Origin of the sequence: Rhodococcus sp. LB1 (assembly GCF_001583455.1) — a bacterium.
GTDB lineage: Bacteria > Actinomycetota > Actinomycetes > Mycobacteriales > Mycobacteriaceae > Rhodococcus_F > Rhodococcus_F opacus.
Genome location: NZ_LTCZ01000068.1, coordinates 1 through 19,167 on the forward strand (window position 1 = coordinate 1; position 19,167 = coordinate 19,167).

19 protein-coding genes are annotated in these 19,167 nt (G+C 68.9%); 13 read left to right on the forward strand and 6 right to left on the reverse strand.

What is annotated here, in order from left to right; genetic code table 11:
• Nucleotides 1-47: 47 nt before the first annotated feature.
• Entirely contained in the window at nt 48-1,679 is a 1,632-nt protein-coding gene (locus AZG88_RS12635) for a transposase (protein ID WP_442971715.1), read from the forward strand.
• Between the two features lie 112 nt (nt 1,680-1,791).
• On the opposite strand, the gene paaI is transcribed toward AZG88_RS12635, so the two are convergent.
• From paaI to paaZ, 3 genes are read right to left on the reverse strand one after another with little or no spacing between them, the layout of a single operon-like run.
• The gene (gene paaI, locus AZG88_RS12640) at nt 1,792-2,205 is read right to left on the reverse strand and encodes a hydroxyphenylacetyl-CoA thioesterase PaaI (protein WP_061697886.1); all 414 of its coding nucleotides are present in this window, start codon (nt 2,203-2,205) and stop codon (nt 1,792-1,794) included.
• Between the two features lie 7 nt (nt 2,206-2,212).
• A complete protein-coding gene (locus AZG88_RS12645; protein WP_005250763.1) occupies nt 2,213-2,530 on the reverse strand; it encodes an EthD family reductase in 318 nt (105 codons plus the stop codon).
• The gene (gene paaZ, locus AZG88_RS12650) at nt 2,527-4,566 is read right to left on the reverse strand and encodes a phenylacetic acid degradation bifunctional protein PaaZ (protein WP_061697887.1); all 2,040 of its coding nucleotides are present in this window, start codon (nt 4,564-4,566) and stop codon (nt 2,527-2,529) included. Before paaZ ends, AZG88_RS12645 begins: the two co-directional genes overlap by 4 nt.
• 159 nt (nt 4,567-4,725) lie before the next feature.
• Here paaZ and AZG88_RS12655 point away from each other — a divergent pair, with 159 nt between their 5' ends.
• From AZG88_RS12655 to AZG88_RS12710, 12 genes are all read left to right on the forward strand, one after another.
• Nucleotides 4,726-5,946: a thiolase family protein gene (locus AZG88_RS12655; RefSeq protein WP_005250766.1), complete on the forward strand. Its 1,221-nt coding sequence runs from the start codon at nt 4,726-4,728 to the stop codon at nt 5,944-5,946.
• Nucleotides 5,943-6,671: an enoyl-CoA hydratase/isomerase family protein gene (locus AZG88_RS12660; protein ID WP_025433341.1), complete on the forward strand. Its 729-nt coding sequence runs from the start codon at nt 5,943-5,945 to the stop codon at nt 6,669-6,671. Before AZG88_RS12655 ends, AZG88_RS12660 begins: the two co-directional genes overlap by 4 nt.
• Complete coding sequence (locus tag AZG88_RS12665) at nt 6,668-7,522, forward strand: 3-hydroxyacyl-CoA dehydrogenase family protein (RefSeq protein WP_005250769.1); 855 nt, start codon at nt 6,668-6,670, stop codon at nt 7,520-7,522. Before AZG88_RS12660 ends, AZG88_RS12665 begins: the two co-directional genes overlap by 4 nt.
• Before the next feature lie 40 nt (nt 7,523-7,562).
• Complete coding sequence (locus tag AZG88_RS12670; protein WP_005250771.1) at nt 7,563-8,354, forward strand: enoyl-CoA hydratase-related protein; 792 nt, start codon at nt 7,563-7,565, stop codon at nt 8,352-8,354.
• A gap of 86 nt (nt 8,355-8,440) precedes the next feature.
• Nucleotides 8,441-9,394, forward strand: a complete 954-nt coding sequence (gene paaA / locus AZG88_RS12675) for a 1,2-phenylacetyl-CoA epoxidase subunit PaaA (protein ID WP_005250773.1) — start codon at nt 8,441-8,443, stop codon at nt 9,392-9,394.
• The gene (gene paaB / locus AZG88_RS12680; protein WP_005250775.1) at nt 9,391-9,696 is read left to right on the forward strand and encodes a 1,2-phenylacetyl-CoA epoxidase subunit PaaB; all 306 of its coding nucleotides are present in this window, start codon (nt 9,391-9,393) and stop codon (nt 9,694-9,696) included. Before paaA ends, paaB begins: the two co-directional genes overlap by 4 nt.
• 8 nt (nt 9,697-9,704) lie before the next feature.
• Nucleotides 9,705-10,622 carry a 1,2-phenylacetyl-CoA epoxidase subunit PaaC gene (paaC, locus tag AZG88_RS12685; protein ID WP_061697930.1) on the forward strand — a complete coding sequence of 306 codons (918 nt, stop codon included), beginning with the start codon at nt 9,705-9,707 and terminating at the stop codon, nt 10,620-10,622.
• 1 nt (nt 10,623) lies between these two features.
• Entirely contained in the window at nt 10,624-11,133 is a 510-nt protein-coding gene (gene paaD / locus AZG88_RS12690) for a 1,2-phenylacetyl-CoA epoxidase subunit PaaD (protein WP_061697888.1), read from the forward strand.
• Between the two features lie 2 nt (nt 11,134-11,135).
• On the forward strand, nt 11,136-12,233 hold the full coding sequence (gene paaE / locus AZG88_RS12695; protein ID WP_061046099.1) for a 1,2-phenylacetyl-CoA epoxidase subunit PaaE: 1,098 nt from the start codon (nt 11,136-11,138) through the stop codon (nt 12,231-12,233).
• A 32-nt stretch (nt 12,234-12,265) separates the two neighbouring features.
• Nucleotides 12,266-13,564 (forward strand): phenylacetate--CoA ligase PaaK, encoded by a 1,299-nt coding sequence (paaK, locus tag AZG88_RS12700; protein WP_061697889.1) that lies wholly within the window; start codon nt 12,266-12,268, stop codon nt 13,562-13,564.
• 11 nt (nt 13,565-13,575) lie between these two features.
• A complete protein-coding gene (locus AZG88_RS12705; protein WP_061697890.1) occupies nt 13,576-14,535 on the forward strand; it encodes a helix-turn-helix domain-containing protein in 960 nt (319 codons plus the stop codon).
• A 70-nt stretch (nt 14,536-14,605) separates the two neighbouring features.
• On the forward strand, nt 14,606-16,027 hold the full coding sequence (locus AZG88_RS12710; RefSeq protein WP_082833294.1) for an amidase: 1,422 nt from the start codon (nt 14,606-14,608) through the stop codon (nt 16,025-16,027).
• Nucleotides 16,028-16,043: 16 nt separating this feature from the next.
• Here AZG88_RS12710 and AZG88_RS12715 read toward each other — a convergent pair whose 3' ends face one another.
• The 3 genes from AZG88_RS12715 to AZG88_RS12725 are packed head-to-tail and all read right to left on the reverse strand — an operon-like array spanning nt 16,044 to nt 19,167.
• Nucleotides 16,044-17,321, reverse strand: a complete 1,278-nt coding sequence (locus AZG88_RS12715; RefSeq protein WP_061697891.1) for an amidase — start codon at nt 17,319-17,321, stop codon at nt 16,044-16,046.
• On the reverse strand, nt 17,318-18,868 hold the full coding sequence (locus AZG88_RS12720) for a solute symporter family protein (RefSeq protein ID WP_061697892.1): 1,551 nt from the start codon (nt 18,866-18,868) through the stop codon (nt 17,318-17,320). The genes AZG88_RS12715 and AZG88_RS12720 overlap by 4 nt, the downstream gene beginning before the upstream one ends.
• 5 nt (nt 18,869-18,873) lie before the next feature.
• Entirely contained in the window at nt 18,874-19,167 is a 294-nt protein-coding gene (locus AZG88_RS12725; RefSeq protein WP_061697893.1) for a DUF485 domain-containing protein, read from the reverse strand.

The window sequence follows — 19,167 nt, forward strand, 5'->3', positions numbered from 1 at the left end:
GGGTCTCCGCGTGCCGCGGCGCCCCGACCTGATGTTTCTTGGATAATGTGTTGGTGGCCAAGGGGTATCGACCGGTGAATCGTGATCAGCAGTTTTTGTTGCCGCCGGACATGCGGGAGTGGGTGCCGCCCACGCATCCGGTGTGGACGGTGATCGAGATCGTCGACACTCATCTCGACACCAGCGCCTTTCATGGCTCTCGCCGCACCGGGGGTGCCGGGCGGGCCGGGTACGACCCGGACATGCTGGTGACCCTGCTGATCTGGGCGTGGTCGCGGGGGATGCGGTCGTCCCGGCAGATCGAGCGGGCCTGCTCGGAGGTGGTGTCCTACCGGGTGATCTGCGCCGGCGACACCCCCGATCACGTGACGATCTCACGGTTCCGCAAGGACAACCACACCGCCTGCGAGGCCCTGTTCACGCAGGTCCTGATCCTGGCCGCCCGGTTGGGTCTGGGTCGGCTCGAGACGATCGCGTTGGACGGGGTGAAGATCGCCTCGAACGCGTCGAAGGACGCCAACCGCACCGAGGACGGGCTGCGCCGGGCGGCCGAGGCCGAGGCCGCGCGGATCGCCGCCGCCGCGGTGGCCGCGCACGCCGCCACCGATGACGCCGAGGACGACCTCTTCGGCGAGGACGATCCGGGCCCGGGACAGGTGCCCGCGGAGTTGGCCGATCCCAGCACCCGCTCGGCACGGATCGCCGAGGCGTTGGCGCAGCTCGACGCGGAGAAGGACGCCGAACGGTGCGAGCGGGACCAGAAGGCGCAGGACTATCTGGCCCGGCTCGACGCGGGCCAGACGGTGATGGGCCGGGTGCCGGTCGGGGCCGAGGTCGCCGCCGCCGAGCGGCGTCTGGCCGAGGCGGTCGCCGCCCAGCAGGCGGTGATCGAGCGGTTCCAGGGTGGCACCGCGGCCGGGGGCGGGGGCACCCGGTTCGCACCGAAGCCGGTCGAGAAGCACCACCTGGTCCGGCGCCGGCGCACCGAACTCGACACCGCCCTCCGCAAACAGGGTGAGCGCACCGCCGCCGCCGGGCAGCGGCGCCGCAACACCACCGATCCCGATTCGCGGTTGCAGCCGCTGCGCGGCGGCGGCTGGGTGCAGGGCTACAACTGTCAGGCCTTCACCAGCGAGGACGGGTTGATCCTGGCCACCGGGGTCGGGACCGGCCCGGCGGACTACGACTACTTCCCCGAGATGGTCGACAAGGCCGGGGCGGCCGCGCACCTGATCGACACCACCCGACGTGGGAAGGAACAGACCGGCACGAGCCCGGAGGAGCTGATCGGGGTGATGCTCTTCGACGCCGGCTACTGCTCCCGCGAGAACCTCACCGCGCCGGGCCCGGACCGGTTGATCGCCACCGGCAAATCCCGTCACCTCGAGGCCGCCGCCACCGCTGATCCGGTCACCGGACCGCCACCGCCGCAAGCGGATCCGATCCAGGCCATGACCCACCGGCTGCGCACCGAGGCCGGTATCGCCACCTACCGCAAACGCTCACCCATCGCCGAAACCGTGTTCGGGCACGCCAAACACAACCTCGGATTCCGCCGCTTCACCAGCCGCGGCCTCGACCGCGCCCGCAGCGAATGGGCGTTCCACGCCGCCGTGCACAACCTCGGCAAGATCCTCACCCACCTGACCGGCGGCACCCCGCTCCCGGCCACCCCCTGACCCGGCGGGGGCCACCCCCCGCCCCGCACCGGCACCCACCTCGGCACGAGACACCCGCACCCGAACCGCCCTCACTCAATTCCGCAACAGCCCCCCCGCGGTTAATAAGTACTCACGGGCGCGGCTGCGCACGACTGTCGCCGCGGAACTCGGCGATGACGTCGTCGCCGCGCCGGACGGTGACGTCGTAGATGCCGTTGCGCCCGAAGCGGGCCCGTTCCACGGCCTCGGCGACGAGGGTGTCGCCGAGGCGGGTGGCGGTCAGGAATCGGATGTCGGCGCGGGCGGCGACGGCGGGCGTGTCGTATCCGTTGCACGCCATCGCGAATGCGGTGTCGGCGAGGGTGAACACGAACCCGCCGTGGGTGATGCCGTGGCCGTTGACCATGGTCTCACCCACGACCATCGACGCGACCGCGTGGCCGGGGCTGAGTTCGAGGATCTCGATGCCGAGCGCCTGGGACGCGTTGTCGGCCTCGAACATCTTCCGCGCGATACGGCATTCCGTGGATGCGTCGACAGTCATGGTTCTCCTACTGGTTGTAGACGGATTCTTCTTCTTGGACGTACATGGTGACGCCGCCGGTGGCGAAGTTGCGGACGTCCTTGCCCGCCTGCTTCATCTCCTCGGACTGCAACCCGGACTTCATGGTGGCGGCGTCGGGGAAGACGAGGCTCGCCACCGCGTAGTACGGCGGCGTGCCGCCGTCGAGGGCACTGCACTTGCCCCAGGTGAAGTCGGTCAGGCCGGGGACCTTGCGGGCCAGCGGCATGTGGGTGTCGCGGTAGTAGGCGTCGAACGCCTCGGGATCATCGGGCTGGCCGTAGCAGACGGCGACCTTGAAGCTCATGCGTTTTCTCCTTTGGCGACGAGGGTGAGAACGTCGTATGTTGCGACGGGATCGCCGTTCTGGTTGACGACGACTGCATCCCAACGGACTTCACCGTAGTCGGCGCTGCTGCGCGGGGTGATGAGCTTCGCGGTGAGCGTGACGGTGAGGCTGTCGTCGGCCTTGACGGGGGTGAGGAACCGGAGGTTGTCGACGCCGAAGTTGGCGAGGACGGGACCGGGATTCGGTTCGACGAACAGGCCGGCGGCGAGGGAGACGACGAGGTATCCGTGGGCGACGATGCCGCCGAACAGCGGGTTGGCGGCCGCGGCCTCGGGGTCGGTGTGGGCGTAGAACGTGTCGCCGGTGAACTCGGCGAAGTGGTCGATGTCGGCGAGGGTGACCTGGCGGGGGCCGCCGACGATGGTGTCGCCGATCCGCAACTGTGCGAGGTTCTTCCGGAACGGGTGGATGCCGTCGTCGTTGCGCTGCGAACCGGTGACCCACTTGTTTCCGACCGCGGTGAGGATGTCGGGGGTGGCCTGGACCGCGGTGCGCTGCATGTGGTGCAGGATGCCGCGGATGCCGCCGAGTTCTTCACCGCCGCCTGCGCGTCCGGGGCCGCCGTGCACGAGGACGGGCAGGGGTGAGCCGTGGCCGGTGGATTCCTTCGCGTCGTCGCGGTTGAGGACGAGGACGCGGCCGTGGAACGGGGCGAGGCCCAGCACGATGTCGCGGGCGAGTGCGGAATCGCGGGTGACGAGGGAGGCGACGAGGCTGCCCTTGCCGCGGGCGGCGAGTTCGATGACCTCGTCGGTGCTGTCGTATCCGATGACGGTGCTGACGGGTCCGAAGGCCTCGATGTCGTGGGGTTCGGTGGCGTCCTTGTCGTCGGAACGCAGCAGGATCGGCGGCAGGAATGCGCCCGTCGCCTTGTCGGCGCCGACGACCTCGAAGTTCTCCGGGTCGCCGACCACGATCTGCGCCGTCTTGGTCAGGCCGCGCAGCGATTTCAGGACCTCGTCGCGCTGTTCGAGGCTGGCGAGCGCACCCATCGTGACGCCTTCGGCGTCGGGGGCGCCGACCACGACGCGCGAGAGCCGGGCCTCGGCCGCGGCGATGACGTCGTCCATCAGTGCGGTCGGCACGAAGGCGCGCCGGATGGCGGTGCACTTCTGGCCGGCCTTCACCGTCATCTCGGTGACGAGCTGCTTGACGTAGAGGTCGAATTCCTCGCTGCCGGGCTCGACGTCGGAGCCGAGGATCGACGCGTTGAGCGAATCGGCCTCGGCGTTGAAGTGGACGCCCTCACCGACGACGTTCGGGTGCGCCCGCAGGGTGGCCGCGGTGTCGGCGGATCCGGTGAACGCCACGGAGTCCTGCCCGCCGAGGTGGTCGAGCAGCCCGCGGGCGCTCCCGGACAGCAGCTGGACCGAACCCTCGGGCAGCAGCCCGGACTCGATGATGCGACGGAACACGAGCTCGGTGAGATAGGCCGATTGGCTCGCGGGCTTCACGATCGACGGGACGCCGGCGATGAACGCGGGGGCGAGCTTCTCGAGGAAGCCCCACACCGGGAAGTTGAACGCGTTGATCTGGACGGCCACGCCGCGGCGCGAGGTGTAGACGTGCTGGCCGAGGAACGTGCCCTTCTTGCCCAGCTGCTCGAACGCGCCGTCGAGGTAGACGGTGTCGTTGGGCAGTTCCCGCCTGGCCTTGCTGGCATAGCTGAGGAGGGTGCCGAACCCGCCGTCGATGTCGACGCCGGAGTCGCGCTTGGTGGCGCCGGTCGAGGTGGAGAGGGCGTAGAACTCGTCCTTGCCGGCCATGAGGGTGAGTGCGAGCGCCTTGAGGGCGGCGGCGCGCTCGTGGAAGGTCAGCTTCGCGAGTGCCGGTCCGCCCACCTCGCGGGCGTAGGTCACCATCTCGCCCAGGTCGAGTCCGGTCGCGGAGATGCGCGCCACCTCGGAGCCGTCGACCGCGCTCAGCAGCGGCGTTCCCTCGTCCGGCGCGGTGTGCCAGCGTCCGGCGGCGTAGCTTTCCAGTAACTTGCTCACGACAACTCCATTTCACCGTACGTTCGGTCGGTTAACAGAATCGTCGCTTCTGCCGCTGGTTGTCAAGGGAGGATCGCAACTTTTCGTGCGCTACCTCCTCTTGCGTACCGACCGAAGATTCGGTTATTAATAGACGGCACCCCCGTGAAGGAGAAGACTGTGGCCGAAGTGTTTCTGGTGGACGGAGCCCGTACCCCGCAGGGTCGATACGGCGGAGCGCTCGCAGGAGTGCGCCCCGACGACCTTGCCGGTCTCGTGGTGGCCGAGGCCGCCCGCCGGGCCGGAATCCCGGGCGACGCCGTCGACGAGGTGATCCTCGGTGCCGCCAACCAGGCCGGCGAGGACAACCGCGACGTCGCCCGCATGGCCGTGCTGCTCGCGGGCCTGCCCGACAGCGTTCCCGGTTACACGGTGAACCGCCTGTGCGCGAGCGGTCTGACCGCCGTCGCGTCCGCCGCGCACACCATCCGCAGCGGCGAGGCCGACATCGTCATCGCCGGCGGCGTCGAATCGATGACCCGCGCACCCTGGGTGATGGCCAAGCCCGGCACCCCGTGGGCACGCCCCGGAGAGGTGGCCGACACCTCGCTCGGCTGGCGCTTCACGAACCCGCGATTCACCGCCACCGACCGGGACGTTCCGGCCGGGGCCGGACCGGACGTCCGCAAGGTGACGTTGTCGATGGGCGAGACGGCCGAGGAGGTCGCCGCGCTCGAGGGCATCACCCGCGCCGAGAGCGACGCCTTCGCGCTGCGCAGCCAGGAGCGGGCGATCGCGGCGGTCGACGCCGGCCGGTTCGAGCGCGAGATCGTGCCCGTGCCGGTGCGCGACGGTGAACTGATCGCCGACGAAACCCCCAGGCGGGGAACAACGCTGGAGAAGCTGGGCTCGCTGAAACCGGTGTTCCGCAAGGACGGCATCGTGACCGCCGGTTCGTCGTCCTCCCTCTCGGACGGCGCCGCGGCACTGGTCGTCGCGAGCGAGGCGGCGGTGGAGAAGTACGGCCTGACCGTTCGCGGCCGCATCGTCACCAGCGCCAGCGCGGGTATCGCCCCCAACGTCATGGGGCTGGGCCCGGTCCCGGCCACCCGGAAGGCGCTCGCCCGCGCCAACTGGTCGATCTCCGACCTCGGCGCCGCCGAACTCAACGAGGCCTTCGCGGCGCAGTCGCTCGGGGTGATCCGGCAGCTGAAGCTCGACGAGTCGATCGTCAACGCGGACGGCGGCGCCATCGCACTCGGCCACCCACTGGGCTGCTCGGGTGCGCGGATCCTGCTGACGCTGCTCGGCCGGATGGAACGCGAAGGCGCCCGCCGCGGGCTCGCCACGCTGTGCGTGGGCGTCGGCCAGGGCGTCGCGATGCTGATCGAGGCGCCGTGAACACACTGAAGATCGAGGACCGCGACGACCGCATGGTGGTCACGCTGCACCGTCCCGCGCAGCGCAACGCGATCAACGCGGAGATGATCGGCGAACTGCACCAGGTGTGCGCGTCGCTGGAGGCGACCCCGAAGCCGATGCTGCTGACTGGCGAGGGCGACCACTTCGCCGGCGGCGCCGACATCGCCGAACTGCGCGAACGCGGCCGCGACGAGGCGTTCGCCGGCATCAACCGCAATCTGTTCGACCGTATCGCGAAGCTGCCGCTGCCCACCGTCGCGGCGGTGAGCGGGTACGCGCTCGGCGGCGGCGCCGAACTGTCCTACGCGTGCGACATCCGCATCGCCACCGAGACCGCGGTCTTCGGGAACCCGGAGCCGGGACTGGGGATCATGGCCGCGGCCGGGGCCAGTTACCGGCTGCCCGAACTGGTCGGCAAGTCCGTCGCCAAGCAGGTCCTGCTCGGCGGCCGGAACCTCGACGCGCAGGACGCGCTGCGCAGCGGACTCGTGATGAGTGTCGTCGCACCCGGCGAGCACATCGATGCAGCGCACAAGATCATCGACCGCATCACCCGGTCGGCGCCGCTGGCGCTCAAGCTCACGAAGATGATCGTCGACGCGCCGGGCTCGCACCCGTTCGCCGACGACATCGCCCAGGCGGTGCTGTTCGAGAGCCGCGACAAACACGACCGCATGACTGCGTTTCTGGAGAAGAAGAGATGACGAGCACAGCACCGAAGAACGTCGGCGTGGTCGGCGGCGGCCGGATGGGCGCGGGTATCGCGCAGGTCTTCGCCACCCTCGGCTCCACCGTCACCATCGCCGAGAGCGGCGACCGGCAGGCGGCCCTGCAGCGGGTGTCCGACGGACTGGACCGCGCGCACGAACGCGGCAAGCTCGGCGACGTCGATCCCGCGACGATCCTCGGACGGGTGTCCACGGTTGCCGCCCCCGACGCGCTTCCGCCGGCCCTGGATCTGGTGGTCGAGGCGGTGCCGGAGTTGGTGGACCTCAAGCTCGGCGTGCTGTCTGTCGTCGAAAAGACGGTCGACCCGTCCACGGTGATCGCCAGCAACACCAGTTCGATCTCCATCGCCGAACTCGGCAATGTCCTCACCGACCCGGCCCGGCTGATCGGCATGCACTTCTTCAACCCGGTTCCGGCGTCGACGCTCGTCGAGATCGTCCGCGCCCCCGCCACCGACGCGGCTGTCGTCGACCGGGTGCGCGAGTGGGTGTCTCAGCTCGGCAAGACCGAGGTGCTGGTCAACGACTCCCCGGGTTTCGCGACCAGCCGGCTCGGCGTGTGCCTCGGGCTCGAAGCCATCCGGATGCTGGAGGAAGGCGTCGCCGACGCCGAGTCCATCGACCGGGCCATGGAACTCGGCTACCGGCACCCGATGGGTCCGCTGCGGTCCACCGACCTCGTCGGCCTCGACGTCCGGTTGGCCATCGCCGAACACCTCGCGAAGACGCTCGGCGACCGGTTCGCGCCGCCCGCGCTGCTGCGGGAGAAGGTCGCGAAAGGCGAACTCGGCCGTAAGAGCGGCCAAGGGTTCTTCACCTGGTCCTGACCGGGCCACGCACACCACAACCAGCAGGAGGCACATTCTCATGAGCACTGACGACGTGGTCGGACTTTCCGTGGACGCGGGACTGGCCACCATCACCCTGCGCCGCGCGGGCGCGTCCAACGCCCTGGACCGCGCGGTGAAGGAACAGTTGCTGGCGGCGGTGGAGAAGGTCGCCGCCGACGACGGCGTGCGTGCCCTGCTGCTGCAGGCGGAGGGCAAGAACTTCTGCGTCGGCCAGGACCTGGCCGAGCACGTGGCCGGCCTCGAGGCGGACGCCGCGCACGCGATGGACACCGTCGCCGAGCACTACAACCCGCTGCTCCGGGCGCTGGCCGGGGTCCGCGTCCCGGTCGTCGTCGCGGTCGGTGGGGCCTGCGTCGGGGCGGGGCTGGGCATCGCCCTGGCCGCCGACATCCGGATCGCGGGGGAGGGCGCGAAGTTCGCTACGGCCTTCACGGGGATCGCGCTGGCCGGCGATTCCGGGCTGAGCCACACCCTGGTGCAGGCGCTGGGACCGAGCCGGGCGACCGGGCTGATGATGCTCGGCGACCGGTTCACGGCGGCGCAGGCGCTGGACTGGGGGCTGGTGCACCGGGTGGTTCCCGACGCCGAACTCGGGGACGCGGCCACTGCGCTGGCGCGGAAGCTGGCTGACGGTCCCACGGCCGCGTACGCGCAGGTCAAGTCGCTGGTCTCGGCGGCGTCGAGCGGGCTGTCGGAGGCGCTCGAGCGGGAGCGCGAGGCCGCGGAGCAGCTCGGCCGGTCGAAGGATCACCGCAGCGCGGTCGACGCGTTCCTCGCGAAGCGCACGCCCGCCTTCGAAGGCCACTGACGTAATTCGGCTCCTGCCCTTGTGTGGGCGGGAGCTGACATGCATACTTGATACCAACCGATCATTCGGTAATAGAGGTAGGACATATGACCACGTCACACGCTTCCGATGAGCTGCAAGAGCTCTTCGATGACACCATCGCAGCCGACCAGAGGGTCGAGCCGCGGGACTGGATGCCCGACGGCTACCGCAAGACGCTGATCCGGCAGATCGCGCAGCACGCGCATTCGGAGATCATCGGCATGCAGCCGGAGGGCAACTGGCTCACCCGCGCGCCGTCGCTGCGTCGCAAGGCGATCCTCATGGCGAAGGTCCAGGACGAGGCCGGACACGGCCTGTACCTGTACTCGGCGGCCGAGACGCTCGGAGCCGACCGCGCCGACCTCACCGAGAAGCTGATCGAGGGCAAGCAGAAGTACTCCTCGATTTTCAACTATCCGACGCTGACCTACGCCGATGTCGGCGTGATCGGCTGGCTCGTCGACGGCGCCGCGATCTGCAACCAGGTCCCGTTGTGCCGCAGCTCCTTCGGGCCGTACGCGCGGGCGATGATCCGGGTGTGCAAGGAGGAGTCCTTCCACCAGCGTCAGGGTTTCGAACTGCTGATGACGATGATGCGCGGCACCGACGCCCAGCGCGAGATGGTGCAGGAGTCGGTGAACCGCTGGTGGTGGCCGGCGCTGATGATGTTCGGACCGCCGGACGATCAGTCGCCCAACTCCGAGCAGTCCATGAAGTGGCGCATCAAGCGGCACACCAACGACGAACTTCGTCAGCGGTTCGTCGACATGTCCATCCCGCAGGCCGAGGTGCTCGGCGTGACGTTCCCGGATCCGGACCTGAAGTGGAACGCCGAGCGCGGCGCTCACGACTTCGGCGAGCCCGACTGGAGCGAGTTCATGCAGGTGATCAAGGGCAACGGCGCGTCGAGCGTCGAGCGCGTCGCCAACCGGCGGGCAGCACACGAGAACGGGGCGTGGGTGCGGGAGGCCGCGACGGCCTTCGCCCGCCGCGAGAGCAGCAAGGAGAACGCACGATGAGCACGGACGACAACGCGGTGCGCGCGGACTGGCCCCTGTACGAGGTGTTCCTGCGCGGCAAGCGCGGACTCAACCACGTTCACGTCGGATCCCTGCACGCCGCCGACGACGAGATGGCCGTCCGGCACGCCCGGGACGTCTACACCCGCCGCAACGAGGGCGTGAGCATCTGGGTGGTGCGGTCCAATTCGATCGTGGCGTCCAGCCCGTCGGAGAAGGATCCCTACTTCGCGCCCAGCGGCGACAAGGTGTACCGGCACCCCACGTTCTACGAGATCCCCGACAACGTTCCCCACATGTGAGGCTGACGATGACCGACCACGACAATGCTTACGAAGGCCTCGTCGACGAAGACAGCCACGGCCAGTGGGCGTTCGGCACCAGCTTCGACGACCCCCTCGCGGGTGTCGACACCACGGTTCCCGAAGATGTCGACCTCTCCGCGCTGGCCGGCTACTGCCTGATGCTCGGTGACGATGCACTGATCAGCTCACAGCGTCTCGCCGAGTGGAGCACGCGCGCACCGGAACTCGAGGAGGAGGTCGCGCTCGCGAACGTCGGACTCGACCTGCTCGGTCAGGCGCGACTGCTGCTCGCCCGTGCGGCCGCGGCGGACGCGTCGGTGGTGCCGTACATCTCGGACACGAGCCCGGTTCCCGCGGAGGACGCGCTCGCGTTCTTCCGGGACGAGAATCGGTTCCGCAACACCCGGCTGGCCGAACTCGACAACGGCGACTTCGCTCAGTCGATCACGCGACTGCTGGTGTTCTCGACGTGGCGTCTCGCGCTGTTCGATCGTCTCCGCACGTCCCGGGACCCGGTCCTCGCGGCGGTCGCGGTGAAGGGCGTCAAGGAACTCACCTACCACCGCGACTACGCGGCCCGCTGGGTTGTGACGCTCGGCTGCGGCACGGAGGAGTCGAAGACCAGGATGGCAGCGGCGCTTACCCACGTGTGGCCGTTCGTCGAGGAACTGTTCGTCCCGACCACCGAGGAGCTTGCGCTCGCGGCGGTGGGGGTGGGCGTCGACCCGCGGGACGTGCGTGAGGAATTCGATTCGGTGCTCGAGCAGGTGCTGCACGCCGCCGAGCTCACCGCCCCGACCGGCCGGACCGTCGGCACCGTCGGCGGCCGGGCCGGACGGCAGGGATTGCACACCGAGGCGCTCGGACTGCTGCTCGCCGAGATGCAGAGCGTGGCCCGGGCGCATCCCGAAGGAGTGTGGTGACATGACCACCGCCGTGCGCAGCGACGCCCGTCGCCTCGCCGAATCCGTGCTCGACCCCGAGATGCCGATGCTCACGCTCGCCGATCTCGGTGTGCTGCGCGACGTCGAGGAACACGCCGACGGGTCGGTGGTCGTGACCATCACCCCCACCTATTCCGGTTGCCCCGCGATGGCCACCATGCGGGACGACATCGAGCACACCCTGCAGGACGCCGGGTTCGGCAGCGTCGAGGTCAGGACAGTCCTGTCGCCGCCGTGGAGCACGGACTGGATCAGCGAGAACGGCAGGCGCAAGCTCCGCGAGAACGGCTACTCGACACCCGGTCCCGCGCCGCGACGCGCATCGGGTCCGGTGCCGTTGACGCTCACCGTCAAGCCGCGACCCGTGGCGTGCCCCAAGTGCAACTCGGCGAACACCCGGCTCGACTCGGAATTCGGGGCGACGCTGTGCAAGGCGCTCTACCGGTGCCTCGACTGCCTCGAACCCTTCGATCACGTGAAGGAAATCTGACCATGACCACAGCGGTCTCCCCGAAACCCGGTGCGGCGTTGCGCAACAGGGCGTTCCACACCCTCACCGTCGCCGACGTCGAATCCCTGTGCGACGACGCGGTCGCGGTCACGTTCGACGTTCCTGCCGAGCTCGCCGACGAGTTCGCGTTCGGCCCCGGACAGTCGCTCACGCTGCGGCGGACGATCGACGGTGTCGAACACCGCCGCTCCTACTCCATCTGCGCCCCTGCCGGTTCCGCGCCGCGGGTCGGTGTGCGCGAGGTGTCCGACGGTCTGTTCTCGACGTGGCTCGTGCGCGACGTCCGCCCCGGCGACCGGATCGAGGTGCAGGGCCCGAGCGGAACGTTCGTCGCCGACCCCGCGGCCGGTGGTCGCCACGTGCTGATCGCCGCCGGGTCGGGCATCACGCCGATGCTGTCGATCGCCGCATCGATGCTCGCGAATCCCGAGGCCGAAGTCGTTCTCCTGTACGGTAACCGGCGGACCCGCTCGGTGATGTTCGCCGAGGAAATCGCCGACCTCAAGGACACGTACGGGTCGCGCTTCGACATCGTCCATGTCCTGTCCCGCGAGCCCCGCGAGGTCGAGCTGTTCACCGGCCGTCTCGACGCCGACCGGCTCCGGGCCATCTTCGACGCCGTGGTCCCCGTGGCCGATATCGATCACTTCTGGCTGTGCGGACCGTACGGGATGGTCACCGACGCCGAGACGGTTCTCGGCGACTTGCAGATCGACAAGAGCCGCGTGCATCACGAGTTGTTCTTCGTCGACGACGTGCCCCCGCCCATGGAAACCCACCGCGAGCCCGGCGTCACCGGGCCGAGCAGTGAAGTGACCCTGGTTCTCGACGGTCGCTCGACCACCGCGACGTTGCCGCGGGACGAATCGATCCTCGACGCCGCCGAGAAGTACCGCTCGGACCTTCCGTTCGCCTGCAAGGGCGGCGTCTGCGGAACGTGCCGCGCCAAGATCACCTGCGGTGACGTGGACATGCGCCGCAACTACGCGCTCGAGGACTACGAGGTCGACTCCGGCTTCGTGCTGACGTGCCAGACCTTCCCGGTCAGCGACAACGTGACCGTCGATTTCGACGCCTGACCATACCCAGCCCGCCCACCCCGGAGACTAGAATGACCAGTATCGCCACCCCCTCGCAGGACATCGAGTTCGCCACGCGCGACCGGATCTCATCGCTGCAACTCGAACGCCTGCAGTGGTCACTTCTCCACGCGTACACCAACGTTCCGCACTACCGGAAGGCGTTCGACGACGCCGGTGTGCACCCGAGCGACCTGAAGGACCTGTCCGACCTGGCGAAGTTCCCGTTCACGGCGAAGGCGGACCTGCGGGCGAACTATCCGTTCGGGATGTTCGCGGTGCCGCAGGAGAAGGTCTCGCGCATCCACGCGTCCTCCGGGACCACCGGGCGCCCGACGGTCGTCGGGTACACCACGGGCGACCTGAACAACTGGGCCGATCTGGTCGCGCGGAGCCTGCGGGCGGGTGGGGTGAAGCCGTCGGACAAGGTGCACGTCGCGTACGGGTACGGCCTGTTCACCGGTGGCCTCGGTGCGCACTACGGTGCGGAGCGGCTGGGCTGCACGGTGATCCCGATGTCCGGTGGCATGACGGACCGCCAGATCCAGCTGATCGAGGACTTCGAGCCGGACGCGATCATGGTGACCCCGTCGTACATGCTCACGATCGTCGACGCGATGATCAAGAAGGGCATCGATCCGTCGAAGACGTCGCTGCGGACCGGTGTGTTCGGTGCGGAGCCGTGGACCGAGGAGATGCGCACCGAACTCGAGAAGCAGCTGAACATGGACGCCGTCGACATCTACGGACTGTCCGAGGTGATGGGCCCGGGTGTGGCGATGGAATGCGTCGAGACCAAGGACGGCCTGCACATCTGGGAAGACCACTTCTACCCGGAGATCATCGACCCGGTCACCGGGGAGGTGCTGCCCGACGGTGAGGAGGGCGAACTCGTCTTCACGTCGCTGACCAAGGAGGCCATGCCGATCATCCGGTACCGCACCCGCGACCTCACGCGGCTGCTGCCGGGCACGGCGCGGTCGGTGCGGCGGATGCAGAAGGTCACCGGACGCACCGACGACATGATCATCCTGCGCGGGGTGAATCTGTTCCCCACCCAGATCGAGGAACTGATCCTCGCGGTGCCAGCGCTGGCCCCGCAGTTCCAGTGCATCCTCGACCGCCCGGGCCGCATGGACGAGCTGACCGTGCGGGTGGAATCGCGTCCGGATGCCGTGATCGACGACCACGCGCGGGCCGCGGGTGAACTGCAAAAGCTGGTGAAGAATAGAATCGGCGTGAGCGTGAAGGTCGACGTCGTCGCTCCCGGCGACCTCGAACGCTCACTCGGTAAGGCACGTCGACTGATCGACAACCGCTCAGCTCTGTGAGGTGATCGAAGGTGCGTCTCGGTGGTGGGCCCGCGCGTGACGACGGGCAGTTCGAGCACTGGCGTCAGGCCGTTTCCACGGCGTTCGTCCCGCTCGCCGTGATGTCCACGGCGGAGGACGGGCCGGGGCGCTTCACCGGGACCCTGCGCACCACCGCGCTCGGCGGGTTGCAGCTCAGCGAGGTCGGGGGACACGCGGTCGACGTCCGCCGGACCCGCACGTCGATCAAGCGGTCCGACCCCGGCCTGGTGAAGGTGGGCCTGCAACTGTCGGGCAGCGGCGTCATCGTCCAGGACGATCGCGAGGCCGTGCTCGGGCCCGGCGACTTCGCCGTCTACGACACCAGCAAGCCGTACGACCTGCACTTCGCGGGCGACTTCAGCATGTTCGTGTTGATGTTTCCCCGCGAACTACTGCGCATCGCCTCGCGGGAACTGGGCACCGTCTCCGCGCGCCGCATCCGCGGCAGCACCGGCATGGGCGCGCTCGTCTCGCCGTTCCTGACGAACCTCCACCACTCCGTCGTCACCGGCACCATGCCGACGACCCCCCTCGTCGAGGACGCGGTGCTCGACCTGCTCAGTGCCGCGGTGCAATCGGAGGCGCCCGCCGACGCCACCGCTCCCGGCGCGTCGTTGCTACTCCGGGTGAGGTCGTTCATCGACGCGCACCTGCACGACCCCACACTCGACACCGCTACGGTGGCGTCCCACCACCACGTGTCGACGCGGCACCTGCAGAAGATGTTCGAGGCGGACGGACACACGGTGGCCGGGTGGATCCGCCACCGCAGGCTCGAGAAGTGCCGCCGCGATCTCAAGGACGTCCGATTCCGCGGCGACAGCATCGGAACCATCTGTGCCCGATACGGTCTCGTCAACTCGTCGCACTTCTCGCGGCTGTTCAAGGAGACGTACGGGGTCTCGCCGCGAGCCTTCCGCGAACAGGAACTGCTGTCGATCACCGCGTGACGGCGGCAGAAATTCGGTCGCGCCGCACGGCCCTCCGGGTCACACTGAATCGGTCGTCGCGACCTGAGGAGTGGGACTGCTGGAACTGCACGAGTACACCGGGCTCGACGCCGTCGGTCTGAGTGAGCTGATCCGCGCTGGTGAGGTGACGGCAACGGAGGTCGAAGCCGTTGCGCGCGTCGCGATCGCGCAGGCCGATGCCGACCTCGGCGCACTGACAATGCCGATGTTCGATCCGGCCCTCGACCACCGGTCCGACGGGCCACTGGCGGGGGTGCCGTTCGTCATCAAGGACAGCGGCCCGTTCGCGAAGGGGGTGCCGTTCACACTCGGTAGCCGCAGCATCCGCGGCGCCGTCGCCGGTGTGGATCACGAACTGATGTCCCGGTTCCGGTCCGCCGGACTGGTGGCCCTGGGGCAGACGACAGCGCCGGAGTTCGGGCTGAACTTCGCGACGGAGCCGGTGCGGTACGGACCGACGCGCAATCCGTGGGGGCTGGGTCGCGGCACCGGCGGGTCGAGTGGTGGATCCGCTGCGCTCGTCGCCGCCGGGGCGGTTCCGTTGGCGCACGGCAACGACGGCGCCGGTTCGCTACGGGTGCCGGCCTCGTGCTGCGGGCTCGTCGGCCTGAAACCGAGCCGCGGCCGAATCCCCTGCGGCCCACTGGTCGGCGAGGCGGGGTTCGGGCACATCTACGAGTTCGCCCTCACCCGGACCATCCGCGACACGGCCCAACTGCTGGACGCCGTCGCCGCCCCGCCGGTCGGTGAAAAGTACACCGCCCCGGCGCAGTCCGGTCGCTACGCCGACACGATGCGCGCCGATCCCGGCCGTCTGCGGGTGGCCCTGACGACCGAGCCGTGGGGCGGGAGTTCGGTCGAGACGCAGGTGTCGGCGGCCACGGTCGCCGCCGGGAAGATCCTCGAATGGATCGGCCACACCGTGACCGAGACGCGTCCGCAATTCGACGCGGAGGACGTCGTCGAGGCGTCGACACTCACCGCGATCGCCACGGGCGCGGCGATCCTGCGCGCTCCACGCAGGCCCGATCCCGCTCTGCTCGAGGCGGTCTCGCGGACCGTGCTGCAGGAGACCCAGGCGTTCACGGCGCTCGACGTCGCGGCAGCACTCGACGCGCAACACCGGGTGACCCGGTCCATCGGACTGTTCTTCACCCGATTCGATCTGCTGGTGACCCCGACCGTCGCCTGGCTGCCGGTGCCGCACGGCACCCTCGACTACGACGACCCCGGGCACAGTGTGCGCTCGTGGTTACGCCGCATCTTCGAGTTCGGACCGTTCACGGCACCGTTCAACGTGTCCGGGAATCCCGCTATCAGCTTGCCGCTCGCGTTGAGCCGGGAGGGCCTCCCCATCGGCGTCCAACTCGTCGCGGCCACCGGCAGAGAGGATCTGCTGCTGCAGGTGGCCGCGCAGTTGGAACAGGCTGCGCCGTGGAAGGATCGCCAACCGTCGATCTTCGTCGCCTGACGACCTTCTGTCATTGTCAGAGTGCGGATTCCAGCCATGCGGCTGTCTCGAACAGGCGTTGCTCCGCGCCGGGACGTCCGATCAACTGCAATCCGAGGGGAAGCCCTGCGGTGTCGCGCTTCCCGGGGATCGTGACCACCGGCAGACCCATGGCCTGCCACGGCCGACTGAGCACGGGCGTGCCCGTCGCGTCGTGACCGTGTGGAGCGGCGCCGAGAGCCGCGGGCCCGAGGATGGCTTCGTCCTCGTCCAACGCCGAGAGCAGCAGCTGCCGGGTCTCGCGGATTCCGGCGAGGGCGGCACGGTAGTCGACCTCTGCGGTCGCTGCCCCCGCGGCGAACAGTTCGGCGAGGGGTGCGCTGATCTTGTCGGTCTGCGCGGCCTCTGCGGCGCGTTCCCTGGCCGCCTCGTACGCCATCACTGTGTGGTGATGTTCCGTCAGTGCCACGATCGTTGCGGCGGCGTCCAACTCACGACATCGGATCCCCGCCGACTCGGCGGAATCAGCGGTCGTCCTGAGCGTCTTCGTCATCTCTCGGGACACCTCGCCGAGCTCGAACCCACTCCACAGGCGAAGCCGGCGCGGAGCGGAAGGTTCGAGGACGGGCGCCGGCGTGCCGTCGCGCAGTGCGGTCCACGCGAAGTGGAGATCGGACACGGTTCGTGCCAGCAGCCCCACCGTGTCGAGACTGGGACTCAGCCCGGTGATGCCCGCGGTCGGAAGTTCGCCGTGGGCGGTCACGAAACCTGCGACTCCGCAGAACGACGCGGGCCTCGTCAGCGACCCCGCGGTCTGCGTGCCGAACGCCAGCGGCACCATGCCCGCGGCCACCGCTGCCGCCGAGCCGCTCGACGACCCGCCGGGGGTGTGACCCAGGGTGCGGGGATTGCGGGTCGGGCCGGGCTTGAAATACCCGAACTCGGTGGTGACGGTCTTGCCGAACGGGAGCGCGCCGAGGGCGCGCGCTCGCGCCACACAGTCGGCGTCCGCCGTCGCCGGATCCGTGCTCCGCAGCTCACTGCCGCAGCGCGTCGGCATACCGGCGACATCGATGAGATCCTTGACGCCGACGGGTACGCCCCAGAGCGCGCCGTCCGGGCCGCTGTCCTGGATCCGGGCGGCCGCGGACCGCACCGCGTCGGCGTCGAGGTCGGCCCAGGCGTGGATATCCGGCTCGAGGTCCGCGATCCGTGCGAGTGCCGCCTCAGCCACGTCGATCGGCGTCGTCCCGCCCGTCGCCAGCTGCTCCGCCAGGTCCCGGAGTGGGCTCGGTGACCGTAGTTCCGTCTTCATCGCATCGCCACCATCGTGTCGTCGTTCGTCGTCTCGGTCTGCCCGGTGAGTGCTCGGGTGCGCATCACCGAGAAGAGGCGATCGGCTCGTGCTTTCGCCTCCCCGGACGGCGCCGACACCAGCGCGACGATGACGGACACCGCCAGCGAGAGGGGTGCCACGGCAAGTGCCGGGTTCGAGAATCCGAGGATGGAGTCCGGTCCCTGCACGACCGGGCTGAGCAGGATGACGGTGACCGACAGGACGAGCCCGACAACGATGCCGGAGATGACGGCGCGCGCCGTCATGCGCTTCCAGTACATGGTCAGAAGCAGTGCCGGCAGGTTCGCACATGCTGCGATGGACATGCCCAGTGACGCGAGGAACGCGACGTTCTGCTTCTGCGCCGCGAATGCGATGGCGACACCGATGACGCAGGTGGCCACCGTCGCGACCCGGGCCGCGCGGTGCTGAGCCTTCGCCGACACCGATCCGTTCCTGATCACCTGCCCGTACAGGTCGTGTGCGATCGCACCGGAGGTCGCGATCACCAGGCCGGACAGTGCGGCCAGAATGGTCACGAACGCCACGGCCGCGACGAACGCCAGCAGGACTCCGCCGCCGACTGTCTCGGCGAGCTGCGCGACCGCGAGGTTGCCGCCCCGATTCTCGGACTTGATCACCTCGACACCGACCAGCTTGGCGGCGCCGTAACCGAGCACGGGAACCAGCAGGTAGAAGGCGAAGAAGATCCAGATCGCCGTGTAGGCGGACGTTCTCGCCTGCTTCGCGTCCGGAACGGTGAGGAATCGGATCATCACGTGCGGCAGGCCGAGCACGCCGAGGACGAGCCCGACGGTCTGCGACAACTGGTCGAACGAGGCGGCACCGGACGTGCGCTGCGGCGCGACGAACGATTGCCCGAACTCGGCGAGCGCGGTGCTGAACGGGCCGAAGGGATTGAAGTCGAAGCGCACCAGCACGAGAACGAACAGCACCACGGCGCAGACCATGAGAAGACCGGTCTTGATGATCTGGATCCAGCTGGTGGCGAGCATTCCACCCACCAACGTGTACGCGGTGGTGAGTGTTCCGATGATCAACACGGCCACGGCGTAGTCGAGGTCGAACAGCAACGACACCAGAAGCGCGGCACCGACCAGCTGCGACACGAGATAGACCACGCTGATCACCACCGTGCTGATCGCCATCATCGACCGCACGTCCTTGCCGGGGAACCGGGTGGCGAGGACATCCGCCAGCGTGAAGCGGCCGAGGTTGCGCAGGGGTTCCGCGATCAGCAGCATCGCGAGGACGAACGCGACGGGCACGAAGACCGCGAGGTAGAACCCGTTGAAACCGGTCAGCGCGATCGCACCGGTGACTCCGAGAAACGAGGCGGCGGAGATGAAGTCGCCGGCGATGGCGACACCGTTCTGCCTGCCGGTGAGGCTGCCGCCCGCGACGTAGTGATCGGCGGCCGACTTGTTCCTCTTGGAAGCCCATGCGGTGATCATCAGGGTGACAGCGACGAGGGCCGCGAAAAGCGATGCGGAGACGAGGTTCATGGCTGTTATCCTTTCGCCGGCGAGGTGGTCCGGGAGTCGAGTTCGGCTGCCCGCGCCATGTAGTACCGGGCCACGACGATGGCGACGACGAATTGCGCGACCGCGTAGAGCCACGCCACGGTGACACCGCTGAAGACGACGCCGTCCAGCAGCGAGGTGAAACCACCCAGGATCGGCAGGGGCAGGAACAGTGCGAGGACCAGGGCGCTGAGACGAAACGTCAAGGCGGCACGCGTGTCTGCGAGCACCTGCAGGTCGGAATTCTGTGGGACTTGTTCGGGCGGTGACGAGGTGACCAT

What these genes read in the sequence shown, in the direction of transcription:
- paaE (WP_061046099.1), top strand. Translation starts at nt 11,136, where the DNA reads ATGACCACAGCGGTCTCCCCGAAACCCGGTGCGGCGTTGCGCAACAGG.
- AZG88_RS12715 (WP_061697891.1), bottom strand. Translation starts at nt 17,321, where the DNA reads ATGAAGACGGAACTACGGTCACCGAGCCCACTCCGGGACCTGGCGGAG.
- paaA (WP_005250773.1), top strand. Translation starts at nt 8,441, where the DNA reads ATGACCACGTCACACGCTTCCGATGAGCTGCAAGAGCTCTTCGATGAC.
- paaB (WP_005250775.1), top strand. Translation starts at nt 9,391, where the DNA reads ATGAGCACGGACGACAACGCGGTGCGCGCGGACTGGCCCCTGTACGAG.
- paaI (WP_061697886.1), bottom strand. Translation starts at nt 2,205, where the DNA reads ATGACTGTCGACGCATCCACGGAATGCCGTATCGCGCGGAAGATGTTC.
- AZG88_RS12725 (WP_061697893.1), bottom strand. Translation starts at nt 19,167, where the DNA reads ATGGTCACCTCGTCACCGCCCGAACAAGTCCCACAGAATTCCGACCTG.
- AZG88_RS12645 (WP_005250763.1), bottom strand. Translation starts at nt 2,530, where the DNA reads ATGAGCTTCAAGGTCGCCGTCTGCTACGGCCAGCCCGATGATCCCGAG.
- paaC (WP_061697930.1), top strand. Translation starts at nt 9,705, where the DNA reads ATGACCGACCACGACAATGCTTACGAAGGCCTCGTCGACGAAGACAGC.
- AZG88_RS12665 (WP_005250769.1), top strand. Translation starts at nt 6,668, where the DNA reads ATGACGAGCACAGCACCGAAGAACGTCGGCGTGGTCGGCGGCGGCCGG.
- paaD (WP_061697888.1), top strand. Translation starts at nt 10,624, where the DNA reads ATGACCACCGCCGTGCGCAGCGACGCCCGTCGCCTCGCCGAATCCGTG.
- paaK (WP_061697889.1), top strand. Translation starts at nt 12,266, where the DNA reads ATGACCAGTATCGCCACCCCCTCGCAGGACATCGAGTTCGCCACGCGC.
- AZG88_RS12720 (WP_061697892.1), bottom strand. Translation starts at nt 18,868, where the DNA reads ATGAACCTCGTCTCCGCATCGCTTTTCGCGGCCCTCGTCGCTGTCACC.
- AZG88_RS12670 (WP_005250771.1), top strand. Translation starts at nt 7,563, where the DNA reads ATGAGCACTGACGACGTGGTCGGACTTTCCGTGGACGCGGGACTGGCC.